General features: G+C 73.2%; 26 protein-coding genes and 1 tRNA gene. 18 read left to right on the plus strand and 9 right to left on the minus strand.

Annotated elements, in window-relative coordinates:
- Positions 1–9 precede the first annotated feature (9 nt).
- Both ACVJO7_RS27415 and ACVJO7_RS27420 read right to left on the minus strand, forming a co-directional pair.
- The gene (locus ACVJO7_RS27415; protein ID WP_491675271.1) at positions 10–1,731 is read right to left on the minus strand and encodes an alkaline phosphatase D family protein; all 1,722 of its coding nucleotides are present in this window, start codon (positions 1,729–1,731) and stop codon (positions 10–12) included.
- The gene (locus ACVJO7_RS27420; protein ID WP_491675272.1) at positions 1,728–2,726 is read right to left on the minus strand and encodes an ROK family protein; all 999 of its coding nucleotides are present in this window, start codon (positions 2,724–2,726) and stop codon (positions 1,728–1,730) included. Before ACVJO7_RS27420 ends, ACVJO7_RS27415 begins: the two co-directional genes overlap by 4 nt.
- A gap of 112 nt (positions 2,727–2,838) precedes the next feature.
- Here ACVJO7_RS27420 and ACVJO7_RS27425 point away from each other — a divergent pair, with 112 nt between their 5' ends.
- Complete coding sequence (locus tag ACVJO7_RS27425) at positions 2,839–3,942, plus strand: DoxX family protein (protein WP_491675273.1); 1,104 nt, start codon at positions 2,839–2,841, stop codon at positions 3,940–3,942.
- A gap of 69 nt (positions 3,943–4,011) precedes the next feature.
- Here ACVJO7_RS27425 and ACVJO7_RS27430 read toward each other — a convergent pair whose 3' ends face one another.
- Entirely contained in the window at positions 4,012–5,172 is a 1,161-nt protein-coding gene (locus ACVJO7_RS27430) for a hypothetical protein (protein WP_491675274.1), read from the minus strand.
- A gap of 129 nt (positions 5,173–5,301) precedes the next feature.
- On the opposite strand from ACVJO7_RS27430, the gene ACVJO7_RS27435 reads away from it, so the two are divergent.
- The 4 genes from ACVJO7_RS27435 to ACVJO7_RS27450 all read left to right on the plus strand — a co-directional run bounded on the left by ACVJO7_RS27435 (position 5,302) and on the right by ACVJO7_RS27450 (position 8,538).
- Positions 5,302–6,495: a Tm-1-like ATP-binding domain-containing protein gene (locus ACVJO7_RS27435; protein ID WP_491675275.1), complete on the plus strand. Its 1,194-nt coding sequence runs from the start codon at positions 5,302–5,304 to the stop codon at positions 6,493–6,495.
- Positions 6,492–7,325 (plus strand): phosphoenolpyruvate hydrolase family protein, encoded by an 834-nt coding sequence (locus tag ACVJO7_RS27440; protein WP_491675276.1) that lies wholly within the window; start codon positions 6,492–6,494, stop codon positions 7,323–7,325. Before ACVJO7_RS27435 ends, ACVJO7_RS27440 begins: the two co-directional genes overlap by 4 nt.
- A 147-nt stretch (positions 7,326–7,472) precedes the next feature.
- Positions 7,473–8,081 (plus strand): hypothetical protein, encoded by a 609-nt coding sequence (locus ACVJO7_RS27445; protein WP_491675277.1) that lies wholly within the window; start codon positions 7,473–7,475, stop codon positions 8,079–8,081.
- A 22-nt stretch (positions 8,082–8,103) separates the two neighbouring features.
- A complete protein-coding gene (locus ACVJO7_RS27450; protein ID WP_344020028.1) occupies positions 8,104–8,538 on the plus strand; it encodes an SRPBCC family protein in 435 nt (144 codons plus the stop codon).
- 893 nt (positions 8,539–9,431) lie between these two features.
- Here ACVJO7_RS27450 and ACVJO7_RS27455 read toward each other — a convergent pair.
- Together ACVJO7_RS27455 and ACVJO7_RS27460 are read right to left on the minus strand one after the other, a co-directional pair.
- Positions 9,432–10,454, minus strand: a complete 1,023-nt coding sequence (locus ACVJO7_RS27455) for an alanine racemase (protein ID WP_491675278.1) — start codon at positions 10,452–10,454, stop codon at positions 9,432–9,434.
- A complete protein-coding gene (locus ACVJO7_RS27460) occupies positions 10,436–11,734 on the minus strand; it encodes a D-arabinono-1,4-lactone oxidase (protein WP_491675279.1) in 1,299 nt (432 codons plus the stop codon). Before ACVJO7_RS27460 ends, ACVJO7_RS27455 begins: the two co-directional genes overlap by 19 nt.
- A 148-nt stretch (positions 11,735–11,882) precedes the next feature.
- Between ACVJO7_RS27460 and ACVJO7_RS27465 the strand changes: the two genes are divergently transcribed.
- The gene (locus tag ACVJO7_RS27465) at positions 11,883–13,076 is read left to right on the plus strand and encodes an acyl-CoA dehydrogenase family protein (RefSeq protein WP_491675280.1); all 1,194 of its coding nucleotides are present in this window, start codon (positions 11,883–11,885) and stop codon (positions 13,074–13,076) included.
- 89 nt (positions 13,077–13,165) lie between these two features.
- Positions 13,166–14,194 carry a 5-methyltetrahydropteroyltriglutamate--homocysteine methyltransferase gene (locus tag ACVJO7_RS27470; RefSeq protein WP_491675281.1) on the plus strand — a complete coding sequence of 343 codons (1,029 nt, stop codon included), beginning with the start codon at positions 13,166–13,168 and terminating at the stop codon, positions 14,192–14,194.
- A gap of 7 nt (positions 14,195–14,201) precedes the next feature.
- Here the strand turns inward: ACVJO7_RS27470 and ACVJO7_RS27475 are convergent, their stop codons facing one another.
- Positions 14,202–14,426, minus strand: a complete 225-nt coding sequence (locus ACVJO7_RS27475; protein WP_491675282.1) for a DUF2795 domain-containing protein — start codon at positions 14,424–14,426, stop codon at positions 14,202–14,204.
- A 272-nt stretch (positions 14,427–14,698) separates the two neighbouring features.
- On the opposite strand from ACVJO7_RS27475, the gene ACVJO7_RS27480 reads away from it, so the two are divergent.
- Positions 14,699–15,235, plus strand: coding sequence for a metal-dependent hydrolase (locus ACVJO7_RS27480; protein WP_491675283.1), 537 nt, complete (start codon positions 14,699–14,701; stop codon positions 15,233–15,235).
- Positions 15,236–15,241: 6 nt separating this feature from the next.
- Here ACVJO7_RS27480 and ACVJO7_RS27485 read toward each other — a convergent pair whose 3' ends face one another.
- From ACVJO7_RS27485 to ACVJO7_RS27495, 3 genes are all read right to left on the minus strand, one after another.
- Positions 15,242–15,439 (minus strand): DUF4177 domain-containing protein, encoded by a 198-nt coding sequence (locus tag ACVJO7_RS27485; RefSeq protein ID WP_344020017.1) that lies wholly within the window; start codon positions 15,437–15,439, stop codon positions 15,242–15,244.
- Between the two features lie 46 nt (positions 15,440–15,485).
- On the minus strand, positions 15,486–17,378 hold the full coding sequence (locus tag ACVJO7_RS27490; RefSeq protein WP_491675284.1) for a DNA/RNA helicase domain-containing protein: 1,893 nt from the start codon (positions 17,376–17,378) through the stop codon (positions 15,486–15,488).
- A 143-nt stretch (positions 17,379–17,521) separates the two neighbouring features.
- Positions 17,522–18,388, minus strand: coding sequence for an LLM class flavin-dependent oxidoreductase (locus ACVJO7_RS27495; protein WP_491675285.1), 867 nt, complete (start codon positions 18,386–18,388; stop codon positions 17,522–17,524).
- Between the two features lie 254 nt (positions 18,389–18,642).
- On the opposite strand from ACVJO7_RS27495, the gene ACVJO7_RS27500 reads away from it, so the two are divergent.
- The 10 genes from ACVJO7_RS27500 to ACVJO7_RS27545 all read left to right on the plus strand — a co-directional run bounded on the left by ACVJO7_RS27500 (position 18,643) and on the right by ACVJO7_RS27545 (position 26,443).
- Positions 18,643–20,373 (plus strand): BCCT family transporter, encoded by a 1,731-nt coding sequence (locus ACVJO7_RS27500; protein WP_491675286.1) that lies wholly within the window; start codon positions 18,643–18,645, stop codon positions 20,371–20,373.
- A 53-nt stretch (positions 20,374–20,426) separates the two neighbouring features.
- Positions 20,427–20,501, plus strand: a tRNA-Ile gene (locus tag ACVJO7_RS27505).
- 85 nt (positions 20,502–20,586) lie between these two features.
- On the plus strand, positions 20,587–21,852 hold the full coding sequence (locus ACVJO7_RS27510; RefSeq protein WP_491675287.1) for a tyrosine-type recombinase/integrase: 1,266 nt from the start codon (positions 20,587–20,589) through the stop codon (positions 21,850–21,852).
- 62 nt (positions 21,853–21,914) lie between these two features.
- The gene (locus tag ACVJO7_RS27515) at positions 21,915–23,156 is read left to right on the plus strand and encodes a helix-turn-helix domain-containing protein (protein WP_491675288.1); all 1,242 of its coding nucleotides are present in this window, start codon (positions 21,915–21,917) and stop codon (positions 23,154–23,156) included.
- Complete coding sequence (locus tag ACVJO7_RS27520) at positions 23,153–23,719, plus strand: flavoprotein (protein WP_491675289.1); 567 nt, start codon at positions 23,153–23,155, stop codon at positions 23,717–23,719. The genes ACVJO7_RS27515 and ACVJO7_RS27520 overlap by 4 nt, the downstream gene beginning before the upstream one ends.
- Positions 23,720–23,838: 119 nt before the next feature.
- Positions 23,839–24,138 (plus strand): hypothetical protein, encoded by a 300-nt coding sequence (locus ACVJO7_RS27525; RefSeq protein WP_491675290.1) that lies wholly within the window; start codon positions 23,839–23,841, stop codon positions 24,136–24,138.
- Positions 24,138–24,398 (plus strand): hypothetical protein, encoded by a 261-nt coding sequence (locus tag ACVJO7_RS27530; RefSeq protein WP_491675291.1) that lies wholly within the window; start codon positions 24,138–24,140, stop codon positions 24,396–24,398. Before ACVJO7_RS27525 ends, ACVJO7_RS27530 begins: the two co-directional genes overlap by 1 nt.
- Complete coding sequence (locus ACVJO7_RS27535; RefSeq protein ID WP_491675292.1) at positions 24,395–24,967, plus strand: hypothetical protein; 573 nt, start codon at positions 24,395–24,397, stop codon at positions 24,965–24,967. Before ACVJO7_RS27530 ends, ACVJO7_RS27535 begins: the two co-directional genes overlap by 4 nt.
- Before the next feature lie 493 nt (positions 24,968–25,460).
- Complete coding sequence (locus ACVJO7_RS27540; RefSeq protein ID WP_491675330.1) at positions 25,461–25,931, plus strand: WhiB family transcriptional regulator; 471 nt, start codon at positions 25,461–25,463, stop codon at positions 25,929–25,931.
- Positions 25,928–26,443, plus strand: coding sequence for a hypothetical protein (locus tag ACVJO7_RS27545; protein ID WP_491675293.1), 516 nt, complete (start codon positions 25,928–25,930; stop codon positions 26,441–26,443). The genes ACVJO7_RS27540 and ACVJO7_RS27545 overlap by 4 nt, the downstream gene beginning before the upstream one ends.
- Positions 26,444–26,629: the final 186 nt, after the last annotated feature.

A 26,629-nucleotide genomic window follows, 5' to 3' on the forward strand; every position in this document is an offset into this window, starting at 1 on the left:
GGCCCGGGGCTAGTGGCGCGCGCCCAGCGGGACCTCCGCGGGCGAGCGCTCCGGCGGCGCCTGTGGCGTCAGCGCCACCTCGGCGGCCAGGTCCAGTGTGGACGCCGACCGCGGGCGCTCGAAGCGGACCGCGGCGCGCCGCCCGTCCAGGGTCAGGGTGGCGATCAGGTTCCCGAACAGCGGGCCCGCCGTCCGCTCCCAGGAGACCCCGGCCCGGTCGGTGTCGTGGTCGCGGGCCCACCGGTTGCTGGCCCGGGCGATCAGCCGCGACCAGGTGACGCGGAACAGCACCCGCATGAAGCCGGGCACCACGTTGTGCACCGGTGAGCAGGTCAGCTGGTGCACCCGGGTGCCGTCGACGCCGCGCCCCGGCCGGTCGCCCGGCGCGTCGGCGTGCACGTCGGCGACGGCCGCGTAGGAGTGGTGCACGTCGCCGGACAGCACCGACACGGTCGCCGGCGGCGGGTCCCCGGCGCGCGGCAGGCAGGCGTCGCGGACCAGGTCGGCCAGCCGCGCGAAGGAGTGCCCGAACGCGGGCCAGTGCTCCAGGTCGGCCTCCTGGCGGAGGAACTCGGCGGCCCGCCCGATCCGGCCGGGCCGGTTCGCGCTCGTCTCCACACCGGCCTGCAGGTCGGAGATGACCTGGGGCAGCAGCCACGGGATGGACGACCCCAGCACCAGGTGGTCGATCCGGCCCGGCGCCAGCGCGCGCTCGCGCACCCAGTCGAACTCCGCGTCGGAGACCATCTTGCGGGGCAGCGACTCGACGATCCGGCCGTTCCGGGAGTCGATCACGATCAGCCGGGTGCCGCCGAGCTCCCAGCAGAAGGAGAACCGCTCGTCCTTGTGCCGGTCCCCGCCGTCGCCGACCTCGCGGTCCCAGCGGTCGGCCCGCTCCGCGAGCAGCGGCCACACGTCGCCGCCGGACGCCTGCACCGCCTGCCAGTCCGGATCGGCGGCGAGCTCGGCCGGGGTGAGGTTGCCCAGGTGCTGGTGCACCCAGTACGAGGCCAGACCGGCCCGGATCCGCTCGCGCCACCAGGGCAGCTCGGCCATCCGGGCCCGCCAGACGCCGGAGGTGTTCCAGTCGTCCCGGACGTCGTGGTCGTCGAAGATCATCGCGGTGGGGACGGTGGACAGCAGCCACCGCACCTCCGGATCGGACCAGGTGTCGCGGTAGAGCCCGGAGTACTCCTCGAAGGACACGATCTCGTCGTCCGGCCACTCGGGACGGCGGTCCCCGCGCCCGGCGATCCGGCGCCGGGTCTGCGGGGTCAGCTCGTCGGCGTACACCTGGTCGCCCAGCATCAGCAGGACGCTCGGCCACTCCTGGGGCGGCAGCCCGGCCATCCGGGCGGCGTAGACGTCGAGCGCGTCCAGCCCGTAGCTGCGGGCGGTCCTCGGGTCGGACAGCTTGACGTAGCGGCAGGAGCCGAACACGATCCGCTGCCGCCGCTCGGTGGACGGCCCGCGGGTCGGGATCACGCTCGCCGGGAACGGGGAGTGCGGCTGCGGCCACACGACGGTCCCGTCCAGGTGCACCTCGTACGGGTACCGGGTGTCCGGCTCCAGACCGGTCACGACGACGACGGCGTAGTGCAGGCCCGCGACCTCGAAGGTGCGCGCGGTGCACCCCAGCACCTCGACCGTGCACGACCGGTCGGTCTGCACCCAGACCAGGGCGGAGGTCTCGTCGACGTGCCGCAGAACCGGCCCGAGCAGGAGGGTCACCCGATCGAGGGTAGACCTGCCCGCTCCGGGCCGACGGTCTCCTCCAGCGCGAGCAGCCCGGCGCCGATCTTCCCGGCGTCGCCCTTGTAGGTGGCGGGCAGCACCTGCGGGATCGGCCGGACGTGCGGCGGGCCGTAGTGGAACTCGCGCGCGGCGCGCCGGGCCGGGCCGAGGAGCAGCTCGCCCGCGTCGACCAGGCCGCCGCCGATCAGCACCACCTCGAACTCGAAGATCGCGTTGAGGCCGGCGATCCCGGTGCCCAGCGCCCGCCCGAGCCGCTGGAACAGCGACTGCGCGGTCGGGTCGCCCGCGGTGGCCGCGGTGGTCACGTGCCGGCCGGTGACCTCGCCGCCGTCCTCGGCGGCGAGGCCGGCGAGCATCCCGTCCGGGTCGTGCGCGGCGGCGGTGCGGCCCATCCGGGTCAGTGCGGTGCCGGACGCGACCGACTCCAGGCAGCCGAAGTTGCCGCAGCCGCACTGCGGGCCGTCCGGGTTGACGTTCATGTGCCCGACCTCGGCGCCCAGGCCGTGCGCGCCCCGGTAGATCCGGCCGCCGAGCACGATCCCGGCGCCCACCCCGGTGCCGACGGTGAGCAGCAGCATGTCGTCGTAGCGGCGCTCGCCGAGGCGGGCCTCGGCGAGCCCGGCGACGTTCCCGTCGTTGTCGACGACGGTCGGCAGCCCGGTCGTCCGCTCCAGGTCGCCGCGGACGTCCCAGCTCTCGTAGTTGTTGTTCGGCGCCCAGCGGATCCGCCCGACCGGCCACTCGACCGTCCCGGCCGCGCCGACGCCGATGGCGCAGACGCCCTCGCCCGCCTCGCCGGAGCGCAGCTCCTCGACCATCCCCTGGAGGAGGACGTTCATCGTGCCCGCGTCGGACGTGTCCGGGGTGTTGCGCCGCAGTTCCGCGTGGACCGTGCCATCCTCGCCCACGATCGCTCCGGCGACCTTCGTTCCTCCGATGTCGAGCCCGATAGCCCGCCGTCCGTTCGTCACCCGGGCATGATTGCGGCACAGCCGCTGTGATGCCAGCGCACCCCGGGGTTTGCGGACGCGGTGAACCGGGGAAAGGTGACCCATGCCAGTCTTGCGACGAGTTGCCCGGCCGATGCTCGCGGCCGTTTTCATCTACGGCGGCGTGACCGCGCTCCGCCAGTCCGAGGGCCACGCGCAAGCCGCCAAGCCCGTGCTGGACCAGGCCGCACCGGCGATCGACAAGGTCGTCGAGAACGCGCCGCTGGACCGCCGACCCGACTACGAGACCCTGGTGAAGGTCGACGCCGGCGTGAAGATCGCCGCCGGATCGCTGCTCGCGCTGGGCAGGTTCCCGCGGCTCGCGTCGACCGCGCTCGCCGCCACCGTGATCCCCACCACGCTCGCCGGGCACCGCTTCTGGGAGGAGACCGACCAGCAGAAGCGCACCGAGCAGCAGATCCACTTCCTGAAGAACGTCGGGCTGCTGGGCGGGCTGCTGATCGCCGCGTCCGACACGCACGGCAAGCCGTCGAACGCCTACCGCGCCCGCCAGGCCGCGGCGAAGGCCCAGGCCCGCCTGTCGTCCGCGTCCGACTCGGACACCGGGGCGCAGCTCGCGGCCGGCCTGGCCGGTGCCGGGACCTCGATCGCGGCCGCCGCCGCGGGCACCCGGGAGAAGCTGCACGACGCCGCCGAGGAGTACGGCCCGGTCGTCCGGGAGCGGGCGAGCGAGTGGAGCGGCAAGGCGTCCGAGCAGGCCGCGCACCTCGGTGAGGTCGCCTCCGAGCGCGCCTCCACCTGGTCCGAGCAGCTGTCGGCGGCCGCCCAGCGGGCCGCGAAGAAGGCGGAGAAGAAGGCCCAGGCCGCCGAGAAGAAGGGCGCCAAGCTCGCCAAGGCCGCCGCGAAGCAGGGCGACAAGCTGGAGAAGGCCGTCGACAAGCGCGGCGCGCAGTACCGCAAGGCGGCCGGCAAGACCGGCGACCGGTGGCTCAAGGAGGCCGAGAAGCGGCGCGCCCGCTGGGAGAAGCAGGCCCAGAAGGCCGTCGCCCGCGCCGAGAAGCGCGCCCCCGAGTACGCCGACCGGCTGAGCACCCTGGCGAGCCAGGCGCAGGCGCAGGCCGCCCGCTTCGGGTCGGACCTGGCCGATCGCGCGTCGAGCGCCGGTGCCGACGCCGCGAAGCAGGCCAAGGGCGCCGCGAAGGACGCCCGCAAGCGGGCCAAGGCCGCCGCGCACTGAGCCACCCGCACCGGCACGAACGGGCCCTCCGTGGGCCGGACCGCCACGGAGGCCCGTTCGTGCGGGTGCTCAGGCCGGGCGCAGGATCTGCAGCTCGCCGGTCGGCAGCGCCCGGACCTCCACCGCCACCTGGCCGCACCACGACGGCGGGTGCAGCGCGTTCGCCATCCTGGTGAACAGCGCCTGGGTGCGCGCGTTCGTGGTCGCCTGCTCGGCGATCAGGTTCGGCAGCATCCCGCCGGAGCGCTTGCGCACGGTCAGCGGCAGCACCGACAGCGTGGTCAGCAGCCGGTGCAGCCGGGCGATGTCGGACGCGCGTCCGGCCAGGTCCGGCTCGACCAGCGGGCGCAGCGCGGCCAGCGGCCGGCTCGGCGAGCGCAGCAGCTGATCGCCTGCGGAGAGCAGGATCCGCCGCGCGTCGAGGACGAGCGCCTGGTAGGCGCCGTGCACGGCGGCCGGGAAGCCGTCCCAGCCGAGCCTGCCGACCTCGCCGAGCTGCTCGCGCAGCGCGATCCCCGGGGTCCCGGCCGGATCGGCGGCGGCGACCACCCGCTCCCAGCCCGAGAGCCGGGCGTGCGTCTGGTGCCGCAGCACCGACAGGTTCGCGACGGCGGTCTCCAGCCCGGAGCCCGCCCCCACCCCGCCGTGCTCCAGCAGGTCGGTCTGGGCGGCCCGCAGCGCCTCCTCGGCGGCCCGCAGCCGGGAGTCCGGCCCGGTGACGCCGGACCGGGTGAGCGCGGCGGCCGCCGAGGTGATCGCGTCCAGCACCCGGTGCTGGGTGCCGGTGGCGGCGATCTCCACGGCGACCGAGAGGACCAGCGCCCCGAGCGGGGCGCCCGGGGCGGGCCCGGAGCCGGGCGCGCCGACCGGCAGCAGCGTGGACGGGCCGGGCCGGACCGGCCGGGGCTCGGCGCCGACCACCCGCAGCAGCGGTTCCGCGCCGAACGCCTCGGGCAGCGCGAGCCGCACCGCCAGATCGGTCTGGGGCGCGCGCGGGCGCACCAGATGGCGGGCCAGTTCGCTGGACGCGGTGATCCGCTCGCCCCAGTGCCGGGCCTCGTCGGCGCCGTCGGCCGGTACCCAGCTCAGCAGCAGGGCCGGCCCGGGCGGCGGCGCAGCCGGGCCGGGGCGGGGGCCGCCGTTGCGTTCCGGCGGGCCGGGAACGGCGCCGCCGGGCCGCCCCTCGAGCGGGAGCACGATGCCGTGGTGGTCGTCCGGTTGACCGTGCATGTCACTCCAACGACGTCGGGGGCCGCGAGGTCACGAGCCCGGCTTCCGGGGAGAGCCCACCCATACTGCCCTGTGTCGTTCCGGCGTCGGCCCTCGCCCCGGGGCGGTGGGTACCGGTAGAACTCCGGTGTGCGGAGCGCGTATGTGATCGGGACTCGCGACACCAAGCACGCCGAGATCGACTTCGTGGCGGACGCGGTGGCCGCCGCGGGGGTGCCGGTGTGCCGGGTCGACGTGTCCACCGGGCCCGCCCTGGCGCCCGGCGGCGAGGTGTCCGCCGCCGAGGTGGCCGCGCACCACCCGGACGGCGCCGCCGCGGTGTTCACCGGGGACCGGGGGACCGCGGTGGGGGCGATGGCGGTCGCGCTGCGCGCGTTCCTGCTCGCCCGCGCCGGCGACGTCGCCGGGGTGCTCGGGCTCGGCGGTTCCGGCGGGACGGCGCTGGTCACCCCGGCGATGCGGGCGCTGCCGGTCGGCGTGCCGAAGGTGATGGTGTCCACCGTGGCGTCCGGCGACACCGCGCCCTACGTCGGCGCGAGCGACATCGCGATGCTGCACGCCGTCACCGACATCGCCGGGCTGAACCGGATCTCCCGGGCGGTGCTGGGCAACGCCGCGCACATGCTGGCCGGTGCGGCCGCCGCCCCCGCCGCGCCGGCCGGGACGGACCTGCCCGCGGTCGGCCTGACCATGTTCGGGGTGACGACGCCGTGCGTCACCCGGGTCCGTGAGCTGCTCGGCGAGGAGATCGACGCGCTGGTCTTCCACGCCACCGGCGCCGGCGGCGCGTCGCTGGAGAAACTGGTCGACGACGGCCTGGTCGACTCGGTGCTGGACCTGACCACCACCGAGATCGCGGATCTCCTCGTCGGCGGCGTGATGGCGGCCGGCGAGGACCGGCTCGACGCGGTCGCCCGGACCGGGATCCCCTGGGTCGGGTCCTGCGGGGCCCTCGACATGGTCAATTTCGGCGCGGTCGCGACCGTGCCGGAGCGGTTCGCCGGGCGGCTGCGCTACGAGCACAACGCCAACGTCACCCTCGTGCGGACCACCGTGGAGGAGAACCGCGCGATCGGGGAGTGGCTGGCACGCAAGCTGAACACCTTCACCGGCCGCTGGCTGTTCCTGCTGCCGCTGGGCGGGGTGTCCGCGCTGGACACGCCGGGCCGGGCGTTCCACGATCCGGCGGCGGACGCGGCGCTGTTCGCCGCGATCGAGTCCGGTGTGGCCGACACCGGCCGGGTGCGGCGGATCCCGCACCACGTCAACGACCCCGAGTTCGCCGACGCGGTGCTCACCGCGTGGCGGGAGGTGCACGAATGAGGCGGTTCACCCGCTCCGAGCTGATGGAACGCTTCGCCGGGATGGCGGCGCGCGGCGAGCCGATCGTCGGCGGCGGCGCCGGCACCGGGCTGTCCGCCAAGTGCGAGGAGGCCGGCGGGATCGACCTGATCGTCATCTACAACTCCGGCCGCTACCGGATGGCCGGACGCGGCTCGCTGGCCGGGCTGCTGGCCTACGGCAACGCCAACGAGATCGTCGTCGAGATGGCCGCCGAGGTGCTGCCGGTGGTCCGCCGGACACCGGTGCTCGCCGGCGTCAACGGCACCGACCCGTTCCTGCTCACCGACCGGTTCCTCGACGAGCTGGCCTCGCTCGGGTTCGCCGGCATCCAGAACTTCCCGACCGTCGGGCTGATCGACGGCGTCTTCCGGGCGAACCTGGAGGAGACCGGGATGGGCTTCGGCCTGGAGGTCGACCTGATCGCCGCGGCCCGGGTGAAGGAGCTGCTGACCACGCCGTACGTGTTCTCCGCCGAGCAGGCCCGCGAGATGGCCCGGGCGGGCGCCGACATCGTCGTCTGCCACATGGGACTGACCACCGGCGGCGCGATCGGCGCGGAGACCTCGAAGACCCTCGACGACTGCGTCGAGCTGGTCGACGACTGGGCCGCCGCCGCCCGCGAGGTCCGCGACGACGTGCTCGTGCTCTGCCACGGCGGCCCGATCGCGATGCCGGAGGACGCCGCCTACGTGCTTTCCCGCGCGACGTCCTGCCACGGCTTCTACGGGGCGTCGTCGATGGAGCGGCTGCCGACCGAGCAGGCGCTGACCGCGCAGACCCGCGCCTTCAAGAACGCGCTCGAACGGTGATGGCACCCAGGCGGCCCGCGCCGCCGCCGGGCGGTGACTGGCGGCGCCGGATGCGGGTCCGCGGGCGCTGGCCGCAGCACGCGCTGGCCAGGTTCGGTGCCCTGATCATCGGCGGGGTTCGCGGCCCTCGGGTTCGGGATCCTCGGCATGATCGGGGTGGCGGTGTCGGAGGAGTCCAGCGGCCTGGACGGGGTGCCGGGCATGCTGGCGATCCTCGTGGTGACCGTGCTGTTCGTCGGGATCCCGATCGGGCTGCTGGTCGGGCTGCCGGTGCAGTTCGCCACCCGCGCCTGGCTGCGCTCGCCCAGCGCGGACGAGCTCGCCGCGATGCGCCTCGCGCAGGGCGAGGCCCGCCCGGTGCTGCCGCCGGGCCTGCGCGCCGGCAGCTGGTGGGCCGGCGCCTACGAGGACTGCGTGCGCGCCGTGACCGCCTATCACGCCGTCGTCCGGACCACCCCGGACGGCCCGGCCCGCAGCTGGTTGGTCGACGTCGGACGCCGGCTGGACTGGCAGCTCGACGAGGCGCTGCGGCTGGCCGTGCTGGGGGAGAGCCTCGACTCCGGGCATGCCCCGGGCGGGCCCACCGCCGTCACGATCGCCGAACGGCTCGACGAGGCCCGCACCGCGTTCGGCCAGACCACCGAACAGGCCGCGTCGATCGCGCTCGACCTGCGTTCCGACACCGGGTTCGCCGAGGTGCGCGCCCAGCTCGACACGCTCGCCGCCCAGGCACCCCACCTGCGCACCGAGAACTGACGACTCCCGAGGAGGAGACGCCATGCCCCGTCCCTATTCCAGCGCCGTGATCGGTGCGCCGCTGGCCGAGGTCTGGCCGCACGTGCGCGACTTCGGTGGCATCCACCGCTGGCACCCGGCGATCGAGGGCTGCGAGCTGATCCGCGGCGCGTCCGGCACCGAGATCGGGGCGCAGCGCCGGCTCGTGCTGGGGGACGGCGGCGTCGTCGTCGAGGAGCTGCTCGCCCTCGACGAACGCGGGCATGCCGTCACCTACGAGATCCTGGAGTCGCCGTTCCCGGTGCGCCGCTACATCTCCACCCTGCGGCTGGCCCCGGTCACCACGGCCGGGCACACCTTCGGCGAGTGGTGGACCGAGTTCGACGCCGACGCCGCCGCCGAGGGGGACCTCGTCGAGCTGTTCGCGAACGGGGTGTTCGCCACCGGGTTGACCGCGCTGGCCCAGCGGTACGGCTGACCCGGGCCGGACCGGGAGGTGCGCGCCGCGCGAGGCCGCGCGCCTCGCGCCGGGCCCGGCGTCCGCACGGGATCATGGCGTTCGCACGGGTTTGTGGCGTTCGCACGGGTTTGTGGCGTTCGCACGGGTTTGTGGCGTTCGCACGGGATCGGATCCCGTGCGAACGCGACGAATGCGTGCGAATGCGTCGCACCTGTGCGGATGCATCGGCGAGCCCGGGTCCGGTGCTGCGCTCGGCGTGGTGCTGTCGCCTGGGTCCGGTGCGGCGCTCGGCCCGGTGCGCCGGGGCGGGCCGCTGTCCAGCGCGGTCCGGTGCGCCGCCACGAACGCGGGTCCGGCACCGCTCCGGCTCCGGCTCCGGCGCCGGTGTCGGCGTCGGTGTTGACGTCGGGGTCGCTACCGGGGCGCGACGCCTGCTGGGGTGCATACGCATGACCGGTGTGCCGTGAGGCAGCGGTGCACGCGCATCCCTCAGCCCGACGCAGCGGATCGGTTCCGGGCCCGCGCTCGCGGGCGTGTCCGCGCAGCCGGCACACCCGCACGGGTTCACTGCGTTCGCACGGGATCCGATCCCGTGCGAACGCCACAAACCCGTGCGGACGTGGCAATCCCGTGCGGACGTGGCGACCGGTGCGGACGCGCTGGGTCCGCGGCCACGATGAGCAAGTGTGAACGGGGCGGGGCGGTGCGGGACGCGGCCTGATGCGACGCGGCCCGGCGCTACGCGGCCTGGTCCGGCGCGACGCGATCCGGCCCGGTGCGGCCCGGTCCGGCATGGCCCGGTCCGGTGTGGCCCGGTCCGGTGCGGTGCGGCCCGGCGTGGCCCGGTGCGGCGTGGCCCGGTGCGGTGCGGCCCGGCGCGGCCCGGCGGCGGGCGTCGGCCCGGGCGCAGCTCACCAGCCTCGGAGATCGACCGCCCAGGTGTCGAGGACCTCGGCGTCCGGGCCGTCGCCGTCCACCACGTGCATCCGCTCGTGCAACGCGACGGTCGGGTCGACGTGCGCGGGCACGATCCTGATCCGGTCCCCGGGCCGGGGCAGCGGGGTCGCGGCGAAGGTCAGGTGCTCGTCGGAGCAGAACCAGACGTCGCCGCCGGGCACGGTCGGGTTGCCGTGGTCCATGCCGAACGCTTTCAGCCCGGCGTCGGCGACGGCCCAGCTGGGCATGTCGCCGGCCGGCGCGGTCGTCGAGAGCACGGTGGACAGCACGGTCAGCGCCTGCCGGAAGGTCAGCCCGGCGGCGGTGTAGGCGGTGTCCATCAGCGCGTACGAGCCGGCCTGGATCTCGGTGCAGGCGGTGTTCATCGTGTGCGTGCCGGTCCCGCCGCCGGAGATCACCTCGCCGCCGACGTCGGCGTGCGCGGCCTGCAGCCGGTCGGTGCACTCGATGGTGAGCCGGGCGCGTTCGGCCGGGTCGGCGAGCATCTGCAGGTGCCCCTCGTAGCCCATCACGCCGCGCACGGTCAGTCCGGCGGCGCGGGCGGCGTCGGCGAGCTCCCCGGCCCGGCCCGGTGCGATCCCGCAGCGCGGGAGCCCGATGTTGACGTCGACGAGCACCTCGCGCACCCCGCCGTCGACGGCCGCCCGCAGCGTGTCCGCCGAGTCGATCGCCAGGGTCACCCGGGCACCGGTGTCGACGACGGCGCCCAGCCTGCGGGCGTCGAGCACCTCGTTGGCGAGCAGCAGGTCCGCACCCAGGCCGGCCGCCGCCATGCCCTCCACCTCGCGCACGGTGGCGCAGGTGAATCCGTGGTGGCCGTGTGCGGCCTGCCGGGCGGCGAGCGCGGTCGTCTTGTGCGCCTTGACGTGCGGTCGCAACCGCGGTCCGGGCAGGACGGCGGCCATGTCGGTCAGGTTCGCCTCCAGCGCACCCGCATCGACGAGCAGCGCGGGGGTGGTCAGGTCGGCGACGCGCACGGCACTCCCAGGACCCGGTCCAGGTAGGGGTTGCGGAACCGGCCCTCCGGGTCGAGCCGGTCGCGGACGGCGACGACATCGTCGTACGCCGGGTAGCGGGACCGCAGGGTCGCCGCGGTCATGGTGTGCAGCTTGCCCCAGTGCGGGCGCCCGTCCAGCGCGGACAGCACCGGTTCGACGGCGCCGAAGTACGTCTCGTGCGGCCGTCCGGTCCGCACGTGCACGGCCAGGTACGCGGTGTCGCGGCCGTACGCGGTGGACAGCGGGACGTCGTCGGCGCCGAGCACCCGGACCTCGACCGGGAAGGTGACGCCGTGACCGTGCCGGTCGGCGGCGGCGCGCAGCCCGGCGAACGCCTCCGGCAGGGCGGCGCGCGGCACGGCGTACTCCATCTCCAGGAACCGGACCCGGCGCGGGCTGCAGAACACCTCGTAGGACCGGCCGACGTACCCGCCCGCCGGCATCCGGCGGGCGATGAAGCCGTTCAGCCGGGGGACCAGCGGCGGGGCCAGCTCACCGGCCCGGCAGGCGAGGCCGAACCCGCCGTTGCCGAGCAGCTCGTCGCCGATCCAGCCGGCCGCGCGGCCGCGCCGGGGACCCTCGGCGTCGGTGCGGTCGTTGGTCTTGAGCACGGCGAGGTCGGTGTGCGGGAACCAGTAGAACTCGACGTGGTCGTGCGCGGCGGCGAGCGCGTCGAGCCCGTCGAGCACCTCCGGCAGCGGCCGCACCGACTCGACGGCGTGCAGCCGGAACGCGGGCACGGTCCGCAGGCTCACCCCGGTCAGCACGCCGAGCGCACCCAGCCCGATCCGGGCGGCGGCGAGCTCGTCGCCGCCCGGATGCCGGACGGTTCCGTCGGCGAGCACCAGCTGCACGCCCTCGACCTGCGCGGCGATGCCGCGGTACCCGGCGCCGGTGCCGTGCGTGCCGGTGGAGATCGCCCCGGCGACGGTCTGCGCGTCGATGTCACCCAGGTTCGGCAGGGCCCGGCCCAGCCCCCAGAGCCGCCGGTTCAGCGCGCGCAGGGTGACCCCGGCGGGGACGTGCGCGATCTCGCCGTCCAGCCGGATGCCGGCCGGATCGGACGGCGCCGCGATCGCGACCCCGTCGGCGACCCCGACGCCGGTGAACGAGTGGCCGCTGCCGATCGCCTTGACCCGCAGGCCGTCCTCGGCGGCGGCGCGGACGGCGTCGGCGACCTCGCCGGTGTCCCGGGCGTGCACCGTGCGGACCGGCCGGGTCCGCTGGTTGCCCGCCCAGTTGCGCCAGGAGCCGTTCACGCTCACATCCTCGCCGGAGGAGATCGTCCGACACCACCCCGGTACCGCGGACATCTGTCCGTCCGGCGGCTTCCGCCCGGTGGGACGGGTCTCGCGCCGGACCGGTCCCGGCTCCTAGCGTCCGCGTCGACGCGAAACGGGGACGCCGATGACCGGGACCACCTGCACCGCCGACGACCTGCTGCGCACCGTCGTCGACCTACGGCCGACGCTGCTCGCCGAGCAGGCCGCCACCGAGCGGCGCACCCGCTACGCGCCCGAGCTGCACGAGCGGTTCCGTGCCGCGGGCCTGTACCGGGTGCTGCAGCCGCGCCGGTTCGGCGGGCTGGAGCTGGACCTGCCGACGTTCGTCCGGCTGCAACGGGAGATGGCCCGCGGGTGCGCGTCGACGGCGTGGTCGTGGGCGCTCGCCACCAGCCACGCGATGCAACTCGGCTCGTACCTCCCGGAGTCCGCGCAGCAGCGGATCTTCGCCGGCGGCGACGTCCGGTGCGCCTCGTCGGCGTCGGGGGAGGTGCGGGCGGTCCGGGCGGACGGCGGGTGGCGGCTCGACGGGACGGTCCGGTACTGCTCCGGGATCGGGTACTCGACCCACTTCATGGGCCAGGCGTTCGCCGACGGGGACCCGGAGCGGCCGCTGGTGTTCGTCGCGCCGCGGTCGGCGTGGACCGTGCTGGACGACTGGGGCGACGCGCTCGGCCTGCGCGGCAGCGGATCCAACGGGATCGTTCTGGACGGCGCCGTGGTGCCCGCCGATCAGGTCGTCGAGGGTGCCGGGCTGGTCTCGGTCGACGTCGGGGGCGGCACGCCCGGCCTGGAGCTGCACGGCAACCCGCTCTACGCCGGACGGGCCCTCGCCCCCTTCACCGTGTCGCTGGCGGCGCTCGCCGTCGGAGCGGGACTCGGCGCGCTCGACGAGTTCGGACGCCTGATGCGCAGCCGGGGAACGTCGGTGCCACCGGTCCGGCCGCGGATCGACGACCCGGACTTCCAGCGCTGGTACGGCACCGCGCTGAGCCGGCTGGCGGTCGCCGACGCCGTCGTCCTGCGCTGCGCCGAGGAGCACGCCGAGCTGAGCGCGCGGGGCGCTGCAGGCGGGAAGCCCTACGGCGAGCACGACGAGCTGCGGCTCACCGTCGTCGCCCGGGAGGCGATCGTCGCCGCGTGGGAGGCGGTCGGCGGCCTGGTCCCGGTCGTCGGCTCCAGCGCGCTGCGGGCCGGCGAGCGTTTCGAACGGGTGTGGCGGGACCTGTCGACGATCGCCGGTCACCGCAACACCGGGTTCCGGGAGCCGATGTACCGCCGGCTCGCGCAGGTGGAGCTGGGCCTGCCGGCGGGTTGACCCGTCCCCGACGGTGCCTGAGGATCGGACACCTGTCCGATATGCGGTGGGGTGCATGCCCCACCGTGGCCCGTCGCGAAGGAGAACCCGTGCCGCTTCCCGTGCTGCCCACGTCGCTGGTCGGGAGCTACGCCCAGCCCGAGTGGCTGATCGACCGTGCCCGGCTGGCCGACCGGTTCCCGCCGCGGGTGCGGGCGAAGGAGCTGTGGCGACCGGCGCCGGAGCACCTCGCGGAGGCGCAGGACGACGCGACCCTATTGGCGATCCGGGCCCAGGAAGAGGCCGGCCTGGACATCCTGACCGACGGGGAGATCCGCCGGGAGAGCTACTCCAACCACTTCGCCACGGCGCTGGAGGGGGTGGACGTGGACAACCCGGGCACCGCGCTGGACCGCAGCGGGCACCCGAACCCGGTGCCGCGGATCACCGGCCCGATCCGGCGCCCGGCGCCGGTGCAGGTGGCGGACGCGCGGTTCCTGCGCGCGCACACCGACCGGACGGTCAAGATCACCGTGCCGGGGCCGTTCACGATGAGCCAGCAGGCGCAGAACGACCACTACCCGGACGCCGAGGCGGCCGCGATGGACTATGCGGCGGCGGTGAACGCGGAGATCCGGGACCTGCACGCGGCGGGTGCGGACGTGGTGCAGATCGACGAGCCGTACATGCAGGCGCGGCCGGATGCGGCGCGGGCGTACGGGTTGGCGGCGTTGAACGCGGCGCTCGAGGGTGTGTCGGGGACGACGGCGGTGCACATCTGTTTCGGGTATGCGGCGATCATCCACGAGCGGCCGGAGGGGTATTCGTTCCTGCCGGAGCTGGCGGACTGTCCGGTGGACCAGGTGTCGATCGAGACGGCGCAGTCGGGGCTGGATCTGGGTGTGCTGGCGGACCTGTCCGGGAAGACGATCATCCTGGGGGTGATCGACCTGTCGGATCCGGAGGTGGAGACGGCCGAGGTGGTCGCCGAGCGGGTGCGCCGGGCGTTCGGCCACACCACCCCGGACCGCATCGTGCCCTCCACCGACTGCGGGATGAAGTACCTCCCGCGGGCGACGGCGGAGGGCAAGCTGCGGGCCCTCGTCGGGGGCACCGCCCAGGTCCGCGCGGAGCTCTGAGCCCGGCTCAGCGGTCGGAGCCGCCCGGCCGGTCGCCCTCGGGCTCCTGCGGCACGGCGCGCACGACCTGCGCACCGTTGTCGTAGGTGCCCTCGGGGAGGGCGCGCAGCGCCTCCAGCGTCTTGTCGTCGGCGTCGCGCTCCCGGGCGTAGTCGAGCACCTGCTGCCGGGTGCGCGGGAAGTCGGCGCCCTGCAGGGACTTGTCGACGCGGAGATCGTCGCGGTAGGTCATCGGAACCCTCCTGTCCGGTTCGGCCGGGTGTCGTTCAGCGGATCCGGCGGGCCGGCCCGTTCCCCGGGACACGGCCGTGGCCCGGTATCGGAAGCCCGTCGGTCACGGCCCCCGGGTACCTCGCCGGCGGCGGTCGAATCATCCCGTCCGCGACGCGTGTCGACGGCCGGGTCCGGGCCCGGCCCGCCGATAGGATCGGCACCGGCCCGGCCGTCCCCGGGACCGCCGTTCGACGACACCGCCGGGGAGCGCGACACCGTGATGACCAGGTGATGGGCCGGACGCACGCGCTGTCCGGGGCCGTGCTGGGGCTCGCCGTCTGCGCGGCGGTGCCGCCGCCGCCCGCGCTGGTCCCGGTCGTCGTGCTGGTGTGCGCGCTGGCCGCGTTCGCACCCGATCTCGACCACCCGAACAGCACGGCGACCCGGGCGCTGCCCCCGGTCACCTGGCTGCTGTGCCGGCTGATCCGGTGGCTGTCGCGGCTGCTCACCGGCGTCTCGCACCGCGGGTTCTCGCACTCGCCGGTGTTCGCCGCCGGGATCGGGCTGCTCGCCTGGTGGGCGACCGGCTTCGTGCTGCCGGGCGGCACCGCGGTGTGGACCGGGATCGCCGCAGGCGCCGGATGCTGGATCGGCGCGATCGGCGACGAGCTGACGTCGGCCGGGAACCGGTTCGCGTTCTGGCCGCTGGCCCGGATCCGCTGGCCGGACGTGCTGCGGTTCCGCACCGGCGGGCGCGGCGAGCACGTCGTCGTCGCGCTGCTCGCGGTGACCGGGGTCGGATTGGTGACCGGGTCCTGGGCGTGGTGAGGGGCCTCAGCGCTGCCGCTCGAAGGTGACCAGGATGCCGTCGACGCCGCCCGGGCCGATCCGGCCCTTCACCTCGACCGAGGTGATCGCCTTGAGCTGCCAGCCCTTGGCCGCGTGATCGTTGAGGATCCGCTCCAGCTTGTCGCCGGACATCTTGCCGCCGATGAGACCCTCGCGGAGCTCGACCACCGTGTACTCGTACATGCGGGGTGAACGAGTCCGGACCGGACACGGTTCCCGGGGTCGGCGCTCAGCGGCACACGTCCTCGAGGAACGCCTGGGTCTCGGGATCGGTGGAGAAGACACCGGTGCCCCGCATGCCCCGGGTCAGCAGCACCTTGTAGGTGTTGCGGACCAGCGCGGCGAACTCGTCGCCCGCCTTCTTCACCGGCCCGTCGAAGGAGCGTGACCGGTCCGCCACCCACCGGTCGTCCCGCCGGACCAGGTCCGGTCCCATGATCACGCCGGACCAGTCGTACTCGAAGCCCTGCGCGGTGTAGATGCATCCGACCTGGCCGAAACCGCGCGGATCGCTCGCCCAGAAGTGCGACGGCGGTGCGCCCGGCACGGCCTTCTCGGGTTTCGCGTTCCACGGCCGCGACCAGTCGCCGACGACGACGTCGTCGACGAGCCGGCGGCCGCCGTCCCCGGTCACCGGGTCGCTCCAGCGCCAGCAGTATCCGGCGGCCAGCCGCGCGCTCGTCGACGTCCCGTCGGTCCGCGCGAGGAGCCAGCCCTCCAGCGCCGTGGGGGAGGGCAGGGCCGCGACCCGGTAGGTCTCGTCCGGCGCCGACCCGACGAGATCGGACCAGCGGATCGGCGGTCGCGGGTCGAGCCCGAGGAGCCGCAGCACCCACTGCTCGTAGAACTCGGACCCGCCGCACCGGTACTGGCCGGCGAGCCGGACGACCTCCACCCGGCACCCGGCCCGCTCGGCGGCCGCGCGGATCTCGGCCTCGGTGCCCATCTCGCCGGGACGCACCACCTGGTGTTCGTCGAGCAGGAACACCGGCACCCGGGCGACGTTGATCAGCTCGTCGACCTGGGGCCGGGCCCGGGCACGCTTGTCCGCCTTCGTGAAGCGGTTGACGCTGGTCTCCCGGATCCGGTGTGCCTCGTCGCAGATCACGACGTCGAGGGTGTTGGGTTCGACGCCGACGAAGCTGTTGAAGTACTGGAAGACCTTCTGCGAACGCTGGGACCGGGAGCCGACGACGATCTTGCGGAGGGTCTGGGTGAAGGCGCTGGACCCGGTGGCGTGCATGACCTCTCGGCCCTTGCGGGACAGTTCGCCGAGCAGGCTGAGCGCCAGCACGCTCTTCCCGGAGCCCGGGCCGCCGAGGACGATCACGGCCGTCTTCGTGTTGTGCCGGTGCGCCCGGTCCACCGCATGCTCGACCAGCGTGTAGGCCACCTGCTGCTCGTCGACGAGCACGAACTGTTCCCGCCTGCGGACCTCGTCGGCGGCCACCGCCAGCAGCGGCTTCGACGGACGCGGGGCGGCATCGAGGAGGTGGTCGGCCGCGAGCCGGGCCGCGTCGGCGGAGCCGGGATCGGGATCGAGCAGGCGGCGGAGCTCCCGCACGAGCCCGCCTCGCTGGTCGCCCCGGAACAGCCGGCCGTGCGCGTCGACCTCGAACCTGTCGAGCGTCCAGCCGGCCGCCGAGGCGTTGTGCAGGTAGGCGATGCCGTGGACATCGCTGTGCTCGGGCGCGAGGGTCGGGACGAAGTCCACGAGATAGTCGCAGTAGCCCTTCACCTGGGCGACCGGGTGCAGCACCGGCTCGCCGTACTGCGGGAGGTCGACGAGTCCGTCCTCGCGCTGGACCGCGTTCGTCCACTGCTTGAGCTCGACGACGACATAGCTCGGGCGCCCCGTGGACGGGCTGTTGCCACAGAGCACGGCGTCCACCCGCTTCGGGGAGAAGGGCAGCTTGTGCTCGAGCAGGACCTCGACGTGATCGAGCCCGGCGTCGTGGACGTCGGCGAGCAGCGCAGGCAGGCTCTCCCGCCAGGCTCGGACCTCGCCCGCCCCGACGGCGCTGTCGAACACGATCCGCGCCTGCCTCACGAGCAGATCGTCCAGCTCACCTGCATCGGCCTTGGCGCGGAGGGTGGCTGCACTGTGGCGCACCAGGGCCACGGGGAGACCTCCACAGGACACGCGTCATCGGCGTGCGGGTGTGGAGGCAGCGACGGAAGGATCCGGTGCCCGGCGGTCCGCTCGGGGTCACCGTACGTCGCCGTCGGGTCGGGCGTGCAGTGGGTGGCCGCCGATCCGTCCGGTTACCGGTGCGACCGCACCACCGGCCGCGGCCGCAGCAGCGGCGCGATCTCCTCGTCCGGCTCGGGGGCCTGCGGCACCGGTGCCGGATGGGCCGGCCCGGCCACCCCGAGGAAGGGCCGCACGTACCGGGCGAAGCGCTGCATGGTCTCCCGGTGCACGTCGGCGGACACCGTCGACGGCTGTGCCTGCACGATCAGCTCCCCGGCCCACCGCAGGGCCGGGTCGGCGAGCAGGTCGTCGATGATCCGGCCCGGCGAGTGCCCGGCGGGGAGCGGCCGGGACAGCGCCACCCGGGCGAGGCCGCGGGCGTAGGTCCAGTACCGGGCGAGATCGGGGACGACGTCCGACCCGGGCCCGGCGGGCTTCCCGGAGATCACCCCGAGGCCGCGGTCCGCGGCGGCGTCCACCGAGGACGACGTGGCCCACCACATCCGCTGCTCGGCCAGCTCGGCCGGCAGCAGTTCGAGCAGGATGTCGAGCGAGGCGAGTGTGGCGGTGCGCCGGTCGTCGTGCCGGCGGCCGAACCGGTGCGACGCGGCGGGATCGGCCCCGGCGCCGATGCCGAACTCCAGCCGGCCGCCGGCCAGCGCGTCGAGGACGGTCGCGTCCTCGGCCAGCCGGCGCGGCTCCTCCAGCGGCAGGACGACGGTGGCGGTGCCGAGCCGGATCAGCCGGGTCCGCTCGGCGACCGCCGCGAGGAGCACCAGCGGGGACGGCAGGCGTCCGCCGAGATGGCCGTCGTGGTGCTGGGCGACCCAGAACGAGTCGTAGCCCAGCTCCTCGGCGCGCACGGCCAGTTCGACGGTCTCGCGGTAGGCCCGCGCCGGGTCGTCCCCGGTGACGTGGGTGAGGTAGCCGAGCCGCATCCGCAGAGGGTAGGTGTCGAGTCGCGGCACCGGACGGGTGATCCCCCTGAGCGGACCGTTGCGGAGCTGAGATGGGCGCAGGTCAGCGGCTCCCGGAGGTGCCGCCGGGGCGTTGCGCGGAACCCGGGCGGGTGGACACGTCCACCCATATCGGACATCCTGGCGCGACTGCGCCGACGCCGTGCTGCGTGCCGCTCCCGGCGACCCACGTCTGTGATCGCGGTGCGGCGTCGGGATGGGGGAGGAGAAGCCGAGTGCAGGAACTCGCGAACAAGCTGGGGTTGCGGACCAATCCGCAGATCTTCTTCTGGTCGGCTGGGTTGATGCTGTTCCTCCTGGCCCTACTGCTGATATTCCCCGGACCGATCGGTGCGGTGTTCACCGTCGGCCGGGAGTGGATCACGACGAACCTCGGCTGGTTCTTCGTACTCGGTGTGACGGCCTGGTTGATCTTCCTCGCCTGGGCGGCGTTGTCGCGGTACGGGAACTTCAAGCTGGGCGCCGAGGACGACCGGCCCGAGTACTCGAACGTCTCGTGGTTCGCGATGCTGTTCGCCGGCGGGATCGGCACCGTCCTCATGTTCTGGGGGGTCGCAGAGCCGATCTCGCACTTCAGCGATCCGCCCTTCGGGGGCGTCGCCCCGTTCAGCGCGCAGGCGGCCGAGGACGCGATGGCGTTCTCGCTCTACCACCTGAGCCTCCACACCTGGGCCATCTTCACCCTGCCCGGGCTGGCCTTCGGGTTCTTCATCTACCGCTACAAGCTGCCGCTGCGGGTGTCCTCGGTCTTCTACCCGCTGCTCGGCGAGCGGATCCACGGCCCGATCGGTCGCACCATCGACGTCGCGTCGGTGCTCGGCACACTGTTCGGGCTGGCGGTCTCGCTGGGACTCGGGACGTCGCAGATCAGTGCCGGGCTCAGCTCCCTGACCGGGATCGCCGACTCGACCGGCCTGCGGGTGGGCATCGTGGCCCTCGTCGCGCTGATCGCGACGCTGTCGGTGGCGGCCGGCCTGGACAAGGGCATCAAGCGAGTGTCCAACCTGAACATCGGTCTGGCCGTCGGGCTGATGCTGTTCGTTCTGTTCTTCGGTGGGCAGACGGTCTTCCTGCTCCGTCAGCTCGTCGAGAGCGTCGGCATCTACGCCAGCAACATCCTGCCGCTGTCGTTCTGGAACGACTCGCTCGCTGCCTACACGGACCCGGACGGCTGGGGCTGGCAGGCGAGCTGGACGGTCTTCTACTGGGCGTGGACCGTCACCTGGGCTCCGTTCATGGGGGTCTTCCTCGCCCGCATCTCGCGCGGCCGCACGGTGCGCGAGTTCGTCGGTGGCGTCCTGCTCGCCCCGGCTGCGTTCACGGTCGTCTGGTTCGTGATCTTCGGGTGGTCGGCGATGGCCTCCGACGGTATCGGCGGCGACGGCGGCCCGATCTCCACGGCTGTTGCCGAGAGCGGCGCCTCACTCGCGATGTTCGCCTTCTTCGAGCAGATCCCGCTGGCCGGGCTGATCTCCGCGATCGCCGTCGTCGTGGTCGTGCTGTTCCTGGTGACGTCGGCGGACTCGGCGGCGCTCGTGGTCGACATGCTGTGCTCCGGGAGTGGTGAGCCGAGCCCGTTGCGCCAGCGGCTCTTCTGGGTGCTCTCGCTCGGCGGGCTGGCGGCCGTCCTGCTGCTGCTCGGGGGCGACACCGCGATCGAGGCCCTGCAGGAGGTCATCACCGTGATCGGACTGCCGATCTTCATCATGGTCTGCGGCATGCTCGTCGCCCTGCTCGTCGGGTTCCGCCGGGAGGTGCCGCCGCGCACCGTCGTCGTCTCCGGCCACCTGCGTGAGCAGCCGGCCGAGGAGGACGCACCGTCCCGGGAGACCGTCAGCGGCGCTGCCGTCGGCGACTCCCCGGAGGAGGCGACCACCGCGACCGGGGCGTCCGACGGGGGGGCGAACACAGGAGGCGCCGGGCCGAAGTCGTCGTCGGTGGACTAGGCGTGGTTACCGGGGGAGGGGAGACCCTCCTCCGGTAACCTCCGGCGCACACCGCGGCGGTAGCTCAACTGGTCAGAGCAGCGGACTCATAACCCGTCAGGTTGCCGGTTCGAGCCCGGCCCGCCGCACAAACTCCCAGTTCATAGCCTTGCTGTCGACGCAGGCGACGCCGTAGAGTGATCCAACCACACGGAAACCCCACGGAAACTATCTGTGGGCACGCGCGACGGACGGTTACGGATGGCGCGACCACCGCTGCCGATGGGAACCCACGGCGAGATATGGATCAAGCAGCGTGCGGGCTCTCGGGGCGGGAGCTACGTCGCGCGCTGCAGATTTCGGGACTTCGACGGTGTCACCCGCTGGATCGAGCGTGCCGGCTCGACGAAGGCGGGGGCGTCACGGGCCATCCAGGACGAGATCCGCACTCGAACTCGCAGCGTCGCTGTCGCGCCGTTGCGGCCGGAGCACACGTTCGAGCGTGCGGCCGAGCTGTGGCTGGTGAAGCTTGACGCGCAGGTCGCCGACGGCGCCCGCGCTGTGACGACCGCTGATCTGTACCGGCAGCGGTTGCGGTCGGTGATCCTTCCATCGATCGGGCAGTGGCGGCTCTACGAGTGCACCGTGTCTCGGTTCGACGGATTCTTCGCATCGCTGTCGCCGCGGCACAGCGCCGAGTCCCGCAAGACGGTGCGCACCATCGTCTCGCTGATTCTGCGCATGGCCGCGCAGCACGAGGCGATCCCCGACAACCCGATTCGCCATCTCGATCCCATTGAGAAGGGGTCCCGGAAGCCGCGAGCTCTCACCACGGCCGAGCGGCGCCGGTTCCTCGACTGGATGACCGGTACGTCGGAGGACCCCGACGAGGCACGAAGGCAGGAGAAGGCCCGCCGGCGAGACCTGCCGGACATCGTGAGGTTCATGATCGGAACCGGAGTCCGGATCGGCGAGGCGCTCGGGGTGCGTTGGTGCGACGTCGACCTCGAAGGTGTGCCCGTGGTCGAAGGCGACACGATGCGTGCCGTCCCGATCGTCGCGATCACGGGCAACATCGTCCGTCATCGCGGGAAGGGGCTGCAGCGACACGATGGCAAGACGGAAACGTCACTTCGTATCGTTCCACTCCCGCAGTTCGTGGTGGCAATGTTGAGCTGTCGAGAGAACCACGGTCCGGAGGTACCGGTGTTCCCTGCGGCGTCCGTGGACGGTGGACTGGGGTGGAAGGACCCCAACAACATGGCTACCTATATTCGGGATGCCCGTAAAGCCGCCGGAATGGATTGGCCGGTCACCAGTCACACGTTCCGTAAGACGGCGGCGACGATCTGGCACGACTCGGGCATTCTCACCGATCGACAGAAAGCGGATCTCACCGGTCATGCCAAGATCAGCACGCTGACCGACATCTACGTGGCTCGCGGAGAGCTCCACCCGGCCGGAGCCGCTGTCATGGACGCGGCGTGGGCGGATTCCTGATGTCACCAGGTCGGCTGTTCGATAGTCCGATTCGGGGCGCCGGAGCGCGGTAGCCTGAAGTGATGCGCGGAGCGGGTGACGAGATGCAGGTCGGGGAGCGGATCGCGTTCTATCGGCAGCGTCGTGGTTACACGCAGAGCCAGCTCGCCGGCCTCGTCGGCCGGAGCACCGACTGGTTGAGCAAGATCGAGCGTGGCGAGCGGCAGATGCGCCGTGTCGATCTCCTGACCGAACTGGCCCGCGCACTGCGGGTCACGCTCGGCGACCTCATGGGACAGCCCGTTCTCATGGAAGAGGACGAGGAACGCGACGACATCCCTGCTATCCGCGACGCGCTCATGGCGCCCGGCCGGCTCTCTCGGGTCCTGTTCGCCGCGCCGAGCGATGGGGCGCAGCCCGACCTCGCTCGCGCTGAGCAACTCGTCGAGTTCTTGTGGGCCGACTTCCAACGCGGACGGATCGGCGAAGTCGTCGAGCGGCTCCCACGGCTCATCCGCGCGGCCCAGCAGCTCGAAGATGCCGCCTCCGATCTCGACGACGGAGGCCGCCGGCGAGCGTGGGCGATGTCCGCCCGCACCCATCACCTGGCCGCGACCACGCTGAGCAAGGTCGGCGAGGCCGACCTGTCGTGGATCGCCGCGGAGCGAGCGATGAAGGCGGCCGACGAGGCCGACGACCCCCTCGTGCTCGCGTCCGCGGCGCGGGCCGCCACACACGCGCTGCTCGCCGTCGGCCGCTACGACGACGCCCTGAGCCTCGGTGAGACAGCGGCACACTGGTTGGGCCCGCAGGTCGCCGCGGGAGATCCGAACGCATTGAGCCTGCTCGGAATGCTGCATCTACGCACCGCAGTCGCGGCCGCTCGTCGCCAGGACCGGGCTGTCGCGACCGAGCTGCTCGGCCACGCCGAACAATCGGCGACCCGGCTCGGCGAGGACGGCAACTACTGGCAAACCGGGTTCGGGCCGACGAACGTCGAGCTGCACCGGCTCTCGGCCGGCCTCGATCTCGGCGACATGACATGGGTCGTGCGTCGAGGCGAGAACGTCGACGTCGCTCACCTTCCGGTCGAACGCCAGGTGACGCACCTGATCGACCTCGCGCGTGCGCTCTCCTACCTGGCCCGCGACGATGACGCGGTGGATCTCCTGCTCGAGGCCGAGCGCACGGCACCTGCCCTCGTCCGACACAGCGCCGTTGTGCGCGAAGCGGTCAAGACGATGCACCGCCGCGCCCCGGTGTCCACTGGTGCGCGGTCATCCCGGCTGCTCGGTCTCGCCCAGCGCTGCCGGGCGGTCCGGTGACCGACGACCGGCCGGTCATCGGCCTGGTTGCCACCGCCGTCGGCGGGGTCGAGACGATTCGTGACTCGTTCATCGGCCCGGCCCTAGAACGTGGCTGGCGCGTGGCCGTCACTCTGACACCCACAGCAGGCAGCTGGCTATCTGACTCTGGAGAGCTCGCGGAGCTGGAGACGGCGACCGGGCTGCGAGTACGGGTCGCACCGCGAGGTCCTGACGAGCGGAGCCCGCATCCACCCGTCGACTGCTACGTCGTCGCGCCAGCCTCGGCGAACACGGTCGCCAAGCTCGCCCTCGGGATCGCCGACAACCAGGCCCTCACGACAGTCGGTGAGGCCATCGGCAATCCGGCCACCCCGGTCGTGGTCTTTCCCCGTGTGAACGCAGCCCACGCACGGCATCCGGCGTGGGAAGGGCACCTCACCACGTTGCGCGCCGGTGGTGTCCACTTGATCTACGGGCCGGAGGTCTGGGAACTGCACGAGCCTCGCCAAGCTCCACCAGATCGCAAACTCCCGTGGGACACAGTTCTCACTCGCGTTGACCGGGTCATCGCCGATAGCTAGCTTTTGATGATCAATCGCGATCGCTGAGGGACCCGGACAGTTTGTCCGGGTCCCTCGCGCATTCCGGGGTTCTCCTGTGGTCGCACCGCTTCACCGGTGCCTGACACAGGAGGGAACAGATGTCCATTCACGATCGCGAATCTCTACCCGAGAGCTCGTTACCACGACAGCGCTCGCTGCTCCTCACCGTCGAGGAAGTCGCCGAGCTCTGGTTCGGTGCTGTTGGTGAGGGCGGGTCCGCCAGCTCGAACTGCCAGAAGATCCGGCGGCTGATACCGGACGTCCTGCCGGCCCGTCGAATCGGGAACCGGTGGTACATCAGCCGTACGGTCGCCGAGGAATGGACCCGGGAGACCGATCCGGCCTCGGTCATGGCACACCCGGACAGCCGCGACGCTCGCGCCGGGCGGAGTGCGTGATGGGCAGCGTCGGGGTTCTGTTGCTGATCACAATTATCGGTGCGGTGATCTGCGCGAAGGCGCGATCGGCCGGTGGTGCGGTGGTGTTCTCGCTGCTTGCGCTCGTTCTGTTCCTGGCGACGCCGGTAGGCGCCGGCCTTCCCGGCGCGGTGTCGACGTTCGTGTCGGCGTTCGACCGGGCCGCGACACCGGCCCTGAACGACAGGCAACCCACCGACGCCGGTCCGGCGGTGGCCGAGAACGGGGGCGGTGACCGATGAGCGCGGCAGCCGGCGAGCAACCGGAGGAGCCCACCCTCAGGGCCGGGCAGGCCGAGAGCACGGATGGCCCCGCCATCGGAGGGACGAAGGGCCGTCTGGCCCGAGTTCAGCACAGCCTTTCTCCCCGTCAAGGGCGCTGCGCGTCGCTGCGCGACTGGCCCGCGGCCGGCACTGGACGGCGAACCTCCGAGGCCGTGCGCGCCTCACGGCGCGGTGGCGGGGCAGGCGCCGCCACCCGGGGCCGGGCCGACCGGCCCACATCAACCGAGCGGGAGGTCAGTGTGGACACGATTACCGAGTACGACTCGGACCTCGAGCCGAGCGACGGTCAGATCGACCTGGCTGAGCTCGTGTGCCCAGGCTGCTGGGACCCGGTGGTGGATCGACCGCCGTCAGGTTGGCCGGCTCCCGCCGGGCGGGCCCCCGAGTTCTCCCATCCGGACGGATCGGTGCTCTGCCCGGACGAGTACGGCCGGATCGGGGAGCCGGTCGAGGTGGATGGGTTGCGCTACAAGTTGACCGAGGCCGGTGCCAGGGCGTCGCTCGACGAGGCCCGGTGGTCACGGTGACCGGGCACCCCGAGCACCGGCGGCAGGTGCCGGGGCCGGCGGTGAACGCGAACGAGGTCGACCGGCGGCTGCTGCGGGCGGCGGGGCGGACAGACCTGTTGCAGGTGTTGGTCGACCACGACTGCCCAGTCGTGGGCCGGTGCCCGACGTGCCAGTGGGCGGTGACCTCGACGCGGAGGGAGTGCCCGTCGCGGGTGGTGGCCCTGTGCCTGCTGGAACGGCGCCCGTTACCGGGGTGGCTGGTCCACCTTGTCGGGCGGGTGCCGGGAGCCCGCACGCGGCGGGACTCCGAGGTGGATCGACACGTCGAGCGCGAGCGAGAGGACGCGCTACCGGGCCTGTTCGAAGCACCCGCACGGAGGCCGGAGCGCCGGAGGAATCAGTGAGCACGCGCTGGACACAGACCGAGGTGGTGGATCGGCCCGGCGACGGGTTCTTGGCGGGACACAGTCGCCGGACCGCTCTGCCCGCACATCAGCAGAAGGCAGGAGAGATGACAACCGTAGGACGTGACGACGCCCGGGGCGAGTACCGGGACTGGCGGTCGCGGGCCGCCTGCCGCGGCAGCGAGCCGGAGGCGTTCTTTCCGACCGCCACCGAGGGGGCAGAACTGGCCCGGGCGGAGGCTGCGGCCAAGTGGATCTGTACAGGCTGCCCGGTGCGAGCGGAGTGCCTGGCGTGGGCGATGGAGGTGCTGCCGTTCGGGATCGCGGGCGGCTTGAGCGAGGCCGAGCGCGCCGAACGTCGCCGCGCCACTCGGGCACCGCGGCGACGTGGAGTCGGGCGCGGTGTGTCGGCGACCAGGCCACATCGGGCGTCGCCGGTTCGGGAGGAGGGGCGGGCCGCGCTGGCGGTCGGCGGTGACCGGGCACAGGTCGCGATCGAGTGCGGGGTGTCGCGGCGAACGGTTGACCGCTGGGCCGTCACTCTGGCCGCTGAGGCCTCGGCCGGGGGTGCGCGATGAGCCTGTTCGGGGAACCGACGGTGCGCGAGCGCATGGCTTGGCAGGTACGCCGGCAGATCAACCGCTTGGCCGTGGCCGCCTTCGGCGCGGTCGAGGTGTGGGTACCGATAGCCGGGACGAGTCTGACCCGGCCAACTGTGGACGATCCGTCGGCCGGAATCCGCGCCGCGCACCTGACTCGCAATGCGGCAGAGGCGGCGGTCGTCGACTACACCCGCGAGGCCCGCGCCGCGGGACAGTCGTGGGACGAGATCGCCACCGTGCTCGGCATCCGTGAGGACGAGATTCTCCCGCCGGTCGGGGAGCGCGCGTTCGACGAGGTCACCGGCCGCGTCGACTCGCACACCCAGACCGATCTGCGCTGGACCTGTGGCGCCTGCGAGCAGCGGGTGACCGATCTCGGCCCGTCCGGAGCGCACCTGGACGACAACGAACGCGGACATACCGAAACGTGTGCCCGTCGCGTCACCGAGATCGCGGCATGGCGCGAGCAGACGGGACGGGCCGACTGATGGGTGTTCTGTTCAGCTCCACGAGCCTCGTGCTGGTGTTGTTCGCTGGCGGTGCCGTGCTGGCGCTCGCTCGCGGGGCCCGTGCCCTGGCCACCGGCCTCGCGGCGGTCGCAGTGCTTCCTGCGGCGACGATTGTGACGGCCTTGTCCTGGCCCGCGCTGGTCGCGGTCCTCGGTTTGGCCGGGG

It is taken from the genome of Pseudonocardia sp. DxW (assembly GCF_058448985.1).

Bases quoted from the DNA above. Each gene is read 5' to 3' on its own strand.
- ACVJO7_RS27425 (WP_491675273.1), top strand. From the start codon at position 2,839: ATGCTCGCGGCCGTTTTCATCTACGGCGGCGTGACCGCGCTCCGCCAG.
- ACVJO7_RS27430 (WP_491675274.1), bottom strand. From the start codon at position 5,172: ATGCACGGTCAACCGGACGACCACCACGGCATCGTGCTCCCGCTCGAG.
- ACVJO7_RS27440 (WP_491675276.1), top strand. From the start codon at position 6,492: ATGAGGCGGTTCACCCGCTCCGAGCTGATGGAACGCTTCGCCGGGATG.
- ACVJO7_RS27445 (WP_491675277.1), top strand. From the start codon at position 7,473: ATGATCGGGGTGGCGGTGTCGGAGGAGTCCAGCGGCCTGGACGGGGTG.
- ACVJO7_RS27450 (WP_344020028.1), top strand. From the start codon at position 8,104: ATGCCCCGTCCCTATTCCAGCGCCGTGATCGGTGCGCCGCTGGCCGAG.
- ACVJO7_RS27465 (WP_491675280.1), top strand. From the start codon at position 11,883: ATGACCGGGACCACCTGCACCGCCGACGACCTGCTGCGCACCGTCGTC.
- ACVJO7_RS27475 (WP_491675282.1), bottom strand. From the start codon at position 14,426: ATGACCTACCGCGACGATCTCCGCGTCGACAAGTCCCTGCAGGGCGCC.
- ACVJO7_RS27480 (WP_491675283.1), top strand. From the start codon at position 14,699: ATGGGCCGGACGCACGCGCTGTCCGGGGCCGTGCTGGGGCTCGCCGTC.
- ACVJO7_RS27485 (WP_344020017.1), bottom strand. From the start codon at position 15,439: ATGTACGAGTACACGGTGGTCGAGCTCCGCGAGGGTCTCATCGGCGGC.
- ACVJO7_RS27495 (WP_491675285.1), bottom strand. From the start codon at position 18,388: ATGCGGCTCGGCTACCTCACCCACGTCACCGGGGACGACCCGGCGCGG.
- ACVJO7_RS27515 (WP_491675288.1), top strand. From the start codon at position 21,915: ATGCGCGGAGCGGGTGACGAGATGCAGGTCGGGGAGCGGATCGCGTTC.
- ACVJO7_RS27525 (WP_491675290.1), top strand. From the start codon at position 23,839: ATGTCCATTCACGATCGCGAATCTCTACCCGAGAGCTCGTTACCACGA.
- ACVJO7_RS27530 (WP_491675291.1), top strand. From the start codon at position 24,138: ATGGGCAGCGTCGGGGTTCTGTTGCTGATCACAATTATCGGTGCGGTG.
- ACVJO7_RS27535 (WP_491675292.1), top strand. From the start codon at position 24,395: ATGAGCGCGGCAGCCGGCGAGCAACCGGAGGAGCCCACCCTCAGGGCC.
- ACVJO7_RS27540 (WP_491675330.1), top strand. From the start codon at position 25,461: ATGACAACCGTAGGACGTGACGACGCCCGGGGCGAGTACCGGGACTGG.
- ACVJO7_RS27545 (WP_491675293.1), top strand. From the start codon at position 25,928: ATGAGCCTGTTCGGGGAACCGACGGTGCGCGAGCGCATGGCTTGGCAG.